This is a genomic window from Streptomyces similanensis (assembly GCF_039543625.1).
Classification (GTDB): domain Bacteria; phylum Actinomycetota; class Actinomycetes; order Streptomycetales; family Streptomycetaceae; genus Streptomyces; species Streptomyces similanensis.
This window is the reverse complement of sequence record NZ_BAABKC010000105.1, coordinates 37,219-43,630: the sequence shown is the minus strand read 5'-3', so window position 1 is coordinate 43,630 and position 6,412 is coordinate 37,219. Positions and strand designations below refer to the sequence as shown.

Below are 6,412 nucleotides of genomic sequence, written 5' to 3'. Positions count from 1 at the left end.
CGGCGGCGCGGGCCGCGGCGGCGGCCCGGGTGGCGTGCGCCCGGCTGCCCTGGCGGCGCGCCGACGCCGGGCCGTCGCGGCTGGCGGACACCGCCGCGATGCTCATGCTGGCGTCGCTGCTGGTCTCCCGGCCGTCCTACGAGCACTATCCGGTCGTCGTGGTGCCGCTGCTGCTCGCCGGTGCGCCGGCGGCGGACTCGGTGACGCGTTCGCCGTGGTTCTGGGCGGCGCTCGTCCCGCAGGCGCCCGGCTTCGCCTTCCCCTGCCTGGAGCCCTCGACGCGCCGGGCGTTCAAGGACGTGGTGACGCTGTCCGGGCTCGCGCTGGTGCTGGCGGTGCGGTGCGCGCGGCCGCCGGCCGGCCGGACGGCCCGCCCGGCGGCGGACGGCTCGGCCATCAACGGCACGGACGGCAAGGACGGCACGGACGGCACGGCAACGGACGTACCGGCGCAGGCGCCCTGACCCCGCCGCCGGGCGGCGCGGCGGCGACCCGCCCCGACGTCCCGGCACTGGTGTCAGGCGCCGTCCGGGGCCCAGCCCTGACGGCGCAGTACGGACGCGACGTCGGGCGCGCGGTAGTGGTCGCCCTTGAGGACCTTGCCGTCGGCGCGGCGGGCGACCTGGCCGTCGGGGCCGAGCTTGCTCATGTTGGCGCGGTGGATCTCGGCGATCACCTCGTCGAGGTCGACGCCGTGCACCAGGGCGGTGCCGTACGCGATGTAGACCACGTCCGCGAGTTCGTGCGCCAGCCGGTCGAGCGGGCCGTGCACCGACACCTCGGCGACCTCGGCCGCCTCCTCGGCGAGCAGTTCGCCGCGGTGCTCGGCGAGCGCCGGGGACACCCGGGTCGGCGTGCTGCGGGCGTCGAGCCCGAAGGCGCGGTGGAACTCACGGACGAGATCGGCGGGCGAGCTGCTCATGCGGCGACCCTATCCGCCGGCGCCGGCGTCGACGCCGTGGCCTGGTCAGCACCGGCCCCGGCTGGCAGGATCGCGCGCATGTCCAAGCTGTTCTCCTCCCCCGGCAGGCGCCGCTGCCTCCAGGGCACGGCCGTCGGTGTCGTCGTCCTCGGGCTGCTGCTGTGGTGGCTGCTGCCGCTGGGCGAGCGTCCGCCGAGCGGGACGATCACCTTCAGCACCGGCACCCTGCGCGGGGTCTACCAGGAGTACGGCGAGCGGCTGCGCACCGCGTTCAGCAAGGACATGCCGGACCTGAAGGTGCGGCTGCTGACCAGCGACGGCTCGCAGGAGAACGTCACGCGCGTGGCGACCGGCAAGGCCGACTTCACCATCGCGGCGGCGGACGCGGTGGAGACGTACGAGCTGGAGGGCCGGCCGGGCGCGGAGCGGCTGCGCGGGGTGGCCCGCCTCTACGACGACTACGTGCAGCTCGTCGTCGCGCGGAACTCGCGGATCAACTCGGTGGCGGACCTGCGGGGCAAGCGGGTGGCGGTCGGTCCGCCGGAGTCGGGCGTCCGGCTGATCGCCGAGCGGGTGCTCGCGGCGTCCGGGATCGACCCGCACAAGGACATACGTCCCATGGCCGAGGGCATCGACACCGGGCCGGACCGGCTGCGGCAGGGCGCGATCGACGCGTTCTTCTGGTCGGGCGGGCTGCCGACGGACGGCCTCAAGCAGCTCGCCGCCAAGTTCCCGTACCGGTTCGTGCCGATCGACTCCGATCTGGTGGCCAAGCTGCACGCGCAGGGCGGCGCGACGCGCTACTACCGCGCCACCAACATGCCGGAGTCGGCGTATCCGAGCGTCCAGAACGGTTCGACCGTGCCGACCATCGCCGTGTCCAACGTGCTGATGACCCGCGCGGACGTGGACCCCCGGCTGACCGAGTGGGTGACCCGGACCGTCATCAAGAGCCGGGACGGCATCGGCGCCCACGTCCACTCCGCGCAGCTGGTGGACCTGCGCACCGCCATCTACACCGACCCGCTGGTCCTGCACGAGGGCGCGCGCCGCTACTACCGGTCGGTCAAACCCTAGACCGCGCAAGGGCATCGCCTCGCTCCGGCGGGCCGTCCGCGGGCGCTGCCGCTACGAGCGTCGCGGGTCCGTCCGCGGGACGCCGACCGTCACCTTCAGCCCGCGCGGTTCCCGGTCGTGGTGGTGGTCGCAGGAGAGCGAGCCGCCGCCGGCCGCGAGCAGCGCGCGGGTGATGGACAGGCCGAGACCGGAGCCCTTGATGTTCTGGTGGCGGCCGCTGCGCCAGAACCGGTCGCCGACGCGGGCGAGTTCGTCGTCGGTGAGGCCCGGTCCGTGGTCGGCGACGACGACCGTCGACGTGCCGCCGCCACCGGCGACCGTCACAGCGACGCTCTTGCCCTCGGGGGTGAACTTCACCGCGTTGTCGATCACCGCGTCCAGCGCGGAGGACAGGGTCACGGGGTCGGCCCAGGCGGTGGTCGCCGGGCAGTCGCCGGTCAGCAGCACTCCCTTGGCCGCGGCGGCCGGCGCCCAGGCGGCCACCCGCTCCGCGGCCAGCTCGCCGATGTCGATGAGCCGGAGGTCCGCCTCGGCGTGTTCGGCGAGCGCAAGGTCGAGCAGGTCGTCCAGGACCTGGGCCAGCCGCTTGCCCTCGGTGCGCACCGAGGCGATCTCCTCGTTGTCCTCGGGCAGTTCGAGGGCGAGCAGTTCGATGCGCAGCAGGAGGGCGGAGAGCGGGTTGCGCAGTTGGTGGGAGGCGTCGGCGACGAAGGCGCGCTGCTGTTCCAGGACGTCCTCGACGTTGTCGGCCATCTCGTTGAACGAGCGGGCCAGCCTCCTGAGTTCCGGTGGTCCGCCGGCCGCCGCGACCCGGGACTTGAGCCGTCCGGTGGCGATGTCGTGGGTGGTGGCGTCGAGCACCCGTACCGGGCGCAGCACCCAGCCGGTCAGCCGGAGCGCCGCGCCGACGGCGACCAGCATGGCGACGATCTCGCCCGCCCCGACGAGCAGCCAGTCGTGCAGGGTGCGCGAACGCATCTGCCCGGTGGGCGAGTCGGTGAGGACGACGGCGACGACGTCGCCGTCCCGGATGACGGGCGAGGCGACGACGAGCCGGTGCCGCTGCCAGGGCCACACCTGCTCGGGGTCGTGGCTGCGCCGGCTCAGCAGGGCCTCGTCGAAGGCCTCGCGCACCTCGCCGGCGGTGGGCAGGGACCAGGCGAAGGGCGCGTTGGCCATGGGCATGCCGGAGCGGTAGAAGACGCCGGCCCGGATGCCGTAGACGCTGTAGTAGCTGGCGAGTTCGCGGCTGAGGGTCTCGCGGCGCTCGTCGGGAGCGATCTGCCGGGAGCCGGAGGGCCGGTCGGTGACGAACTGGGCGAGGGCGGCGAACCGCGCCGTGTCGTCGATCCGGTCGACGACCACCTTCTGCTGCTCGCCCGCGGCCATGCTGACGGCGAGCGGGAACCCGAGGGCGAGCAGCACCCCCGCCATCAGGACGATGAGCAGCGGCAGCAGACGTGTGCGCACCCGGCCCCGCTAGGCGGCCGGGGCGACGAGCCGGTAGCCGACGCCGCGCACGGTCTCGATCAGGGCCGGCATGCGCAGCTTGGAGCGCAGGGAGGCGACGTGCACTTCCAGGGTGCGGCCGGTCCCCTCCCAGCTGGTGCGCCAGACCTCGCTGATGATCTGCTCGCGGCGGAAGACGACTCCGGGGCGCTGGGCGAGCAGCGCGAGCAGGTCGAACTCCTTGCGGGTGAGCTGGACGACCGCGCCCGCCACGCTGACCTGCCGGGTGGGCAGTTCGATGCGTACGGAGCCGAGGCTGAGGGCTCCTTCGTCGGCGCCGCCGGCGGCGTCCTCGTGGACGGTGCGGCGGCTGACGGCGTGGATCCGGGCGAGCAGTTCGCCGGTGTCGTAGGGCTTGACCACGTAGTCGTCGGCGCCGAGGTTGAGGCCGTGGATGCGGGAGCGGACGTCGGAGCGGGCGGTGACCATGATCACCGGAATGGCGGTGCGCTTGCGGATCTTGCCGCAGACCTCGTAGCCGTCCTGGTCGGGCAGGCCGAGGTCGAGCAGGACCACGCCGAAGCCGGCGCCCTCGGGGACCAGCGCCTGGAGGGCCTCCTCGCCGCTGCGGGCATGGGTGACGTCGAAGCCGTGCCGGGCCAGCACCGCGGACAGGGCGGCCGCCACGTGGTTGTCGTCCTCAACGAGAAGCAGTCTCATCCGGCCCCCTTCGGTTCCTCGTCATCCGGCCCCCTCCGGTTCATCTGTCATGTGGTCGTTTCGCGCAGTGGGTGTGCGTAGGCGCGCGCGCACCCTGAGTGAGCGCGCGCGGGCGCACCCGCACCATGGCAGTCACGCCGATGGACGAGGACGCCGTCAAGAGGCTTCCGGTTGCGCGCCCGCGTCGTTATCCAGCCGGTACGCGCTCTCGCCCGGTCCGCTACGACTCGTGTCCGGCCGCTACCGGATCGTGATGCTCAGATCTCCCTCAGATGTGGTGACGAGGGACACAACGCCTGGCTATGGTCCCCCAAACCGAGGAGGACGGAGCCCGAAAGCGATGACCGAAGTTTCGATGGCCAAGGAAGATGTGGCCTCGACCGGCGATCTGGTCGTCCTGAAGAGCGTCAACAAGCACTTCGGCGCGTTGCACGTCCTCCAGGACATCGATCTGACGATCGCCCGCGGCGAGGTCGTCGTGGTGATCGGCCCCTCCGGGTCCGGCAAGTCCACCCTGTGCCGCACGATCAACCGCCTGGAGACGATCGACGACGGCTCGATCTCCATCGACGGCAAGCCGCTGCCCCACGAGGGCAAGGAGCTGGCCCGGCTGCGCGCCGACGTCGGCATGGTCTTCCAGTCCTTCAACCTCTTCGCGCACAAGACCGTGCTGGAGAACGTGACGCTGGGCCAGGTCAAGGTCCGCCGCAAGGACAGGAAGCAGGCCGAGGAGCGGGCCCGCACGCTGCTCGACCGGGTCGGGGTGGGCGCGCAGGCCGACAAGTACCCCGCGCAGCTCTCCGGCGGCCAGCAGCAGCGCGTGGCGATCGCGCGGGCGCTGGCGATGGAGCCGAAGGTGATGCTCTTCGACGAGCCGACCTCCGCGCTCGACCCGGAGATGATCAACGAGGTGCTGGAGGTCATGCAGCAACTCGCCCGGGACGGCATGACGATGATCGTCGTCACGCACGAGATGGGCTTCGCCCGCTCCGCCGCGAACCGCGTGGTCTTCATGGCCGACGGCCGGATCATCGAACAGGCCGCGCCGGACCAGTTCTTCAGCAACCCGCGCAGCGACCGGGCCAAGGACTTCCTGTCCAAGATCCTGCACCACTGACCCCGGCCGCACCCGGTTCCGGCGTCCGCATCACCCCGCTCCCGACGTCCGCACCACCCCCGTTCCGACTTCCGCACCACCCGGTCGGCGACGGGCGCCGCACCGCCGGCGACCTGCCCGCCCGCCCGCGGGCGGTCCGCCGGCGGACGGTCCCGCCACCGGCCTGCCCGCCGGGCACGGCCGTCGCCCGCCGACACCGCCCGGCCGTCCGGTCCGGCGCCCTCGGCGGCGGCCCGTACCTCCTCACCACCCGAAGGATGTTCATCATGAAGCTCCGCAAGGTCACCGCCGCCTCGGCCGTCGTGCTCGCCCTCGCCGTCTCGGCGACGGCGTGCGGTTCGGGCGACAAGAAGGACGAGGGTTCCTCGGGCGGCGGCAAGAAGATCGCCATCGGCATCAAGTACGACCAGCCGGGCCTGGGCCAGAAGACGCCGCAGGGCTACGCCGGCTTCGACGTGGACGTGGCCAAGTACGTCGCCAAGAAGCTCGGTTACAACGAGGACCAGATCGAGTGGAAGGAGTCGAAGAGCGCCGACCGCGAGACGATGCTCCAGCGCGGTGACGTCGAGTTCATCGCCGCCACCTACTCGATCACCCCGGAGCGCGAGAAGAAGGTCGACTTCGCCGGCCCCTACCTGCTCGCCCACCAGGACGTCCTGGTCCGCGCCGACGACGCCTCGATCAAGTCGCCCGCCGACCTGAACAGCAAGAAGCTGTGCTCGGTCACCGGTTCCACCTCGGCGCAGAACATCAAGGACAAGCTGGCGCCCAAGGCGAACCTGCTGAAGTACCCGACGTACTCCGCCTGTCTGAACGGCCTCCAGAACAAGGCCATCGACGCGCTGACCACCGACGACTCGATCCTCGCCGGTTACGCCGCCCAGGACCAGTTCAAGGGCAAGTTCAAGCTCGGCGGTCTGAAGATGACCAACGAGAACTACGGCATCGGCGTGAAGAAGGGCAGCGACCTCAAGGCCAAGATCAACAAGGCTCTTGAGGCCATGGTCTCCGACGGTTCCTGGAAGAAGGCCGTGGACGCCAACTTCGGTCCCGCGAACTACAAGAACGAGCCGGCGCCGAAGATCGGCGACATCAAGAGCTGAGCCAGTGCCCGCCGGTGCGCCGCC

6 protein-coding genes and 1 pseudogene are annotated in these 6,412 nt (G+C 71.9%); 4 read left to right on the top strand and 3 right to left on the bottom strand.

All coding sequences use genetic code 11. The annotated features are described in order from the left end of the window. Window positions 1-464, top strand: a pseudogene (locus tag ABEB07_RS30355) (hypothetical protein); the annotation flags it as partial. Window positions 465-517: 53 nt separating this feature from the next. Here the strand turns inward: ABEB07_RS30355 and ABEB07_RS30350 are convergent. Then, a complete protein-coding gene (locus tag ABEB07_RS30350; RefSeq protein ID WP_425589101.1) occupies window positions 518-922 on the bottom strand; it encodes a pyrophosphohydrolase domain-containing protein in 405 nt (134 codons plus the stop codon). Window positions 923-1,000: 78 nt separating this feature from the next. Here ABEB07_RS30350 and ABEB07_RS30345 point away from each other — a divergent pair, with 78 nt between their 5' ends. After that, entirely contained in the window at window positions 1,001-1,999 is a 999-nt protein-coding gene (locus ABEB07_RS30345) for a TAXI family TRAP transporter solute-binding subunit (RefSeq protein ID WP_176150787.1), read from the top strand. A 51-nt stretch (window positions 2,000-2,050) separates the two neighbouring features. Here ABEB07_RS30345 and ABEB07_RS30340 read toward each other — a convergent pair whose 3' ends face one another. Next, window positions 2,051-3,469, bottom strand: a complete 1,419-nt coding sequence (locus ABEB07_RS30340) for a sensor histidine kinase (protein ID WP_176150786.1) — start codon at window positions 3,467-3,469, stop codon at window positions 2,051-2,053. Window positions 3,470-3,478: 9 nt separating this feature from the next. Continuing rightward, a complete protein-coding gene (locus ABEB07_RS30335; protein ID WP_345671258.1) occupies window positions 3,479-4,168 on the bottom strand; it encodes a response regulator transcription factor in 690 nt (229 codons plus the stop codon). A gap of 340 nt (window positions 4,169-4,508) precedes the next feature. Here ABEB07_RS30335 and ABEB07_RS30330 point away from each other — a divergent pair, with 340 nt between their 5' ends. Further along, complete coding sequence (locus tag ABEB07_RS30330) at window positions 4,509-5,285, top strand: amino acid ABC transporter ATP-binding protein (protein WP_164587571.1); 777 nt, start codon at window positions 4,509-4,511, stop codon at window positions 5,283-5,285. A gap of 266 nt (window positions 5,286-5,551) precedes the next feature. Continuing rightward, the gene (locus tag ABEB07_RS30325; protein WP_176150784.1) at window positions 5,552-6,388 is read left to right on the top strand and encodes a glutamate ABC transporter substrate-binding protein; all 837 of its coding nucleotides are present in this window, start codon (window positions 5,552-5,554) and stop codon (window positions 6,386-6,388) included. Window positions 6,389-6,412 lie beyond the last annotated feature (24 nt).

Excerpts from the sequence above, each read along its gene's own strand:
- ABEB07_RS30350 (WP_425589101.1), bottom strand. The coding sequence starts at position 922 with ATGAGCAGCTCGCCCGCCGATCTCGTCCGTGAGTTCCACCGCGCCTTC.
- ABEB07_RS30345 (WP_176150787.1), top strand. The coding sequence starts at position 1,001 with ATGTCCAAGCTGTTCTCCTCCCCCGGCAGGCGCCGCTGCCTCCAGGGC.
- ABEB07_RS30335 (WP_345671258.1), bottom strand. The coding sequence starts at position 4,168 with ATGAGACTGCTTCTCGTTGAGGACGACAACCACGTGGCGGCCGCCCTG.
- ABEB07_RS30330 (WP_164587571.1), top strand. The coding sequence starts at position 4,509 with ATGACCGAAGTTTCGATGGCCAAGGAAGATGTGGCCTCGACCGGCGAT.
- ABEB07_RS30325 (WP_176150784.1), top strand. The coding sequence starts at position 5,552 with ATGAAGCTCCGCAAGGTCACCGCCGCCTCGGCCGTCGTGCTCGCCCTC.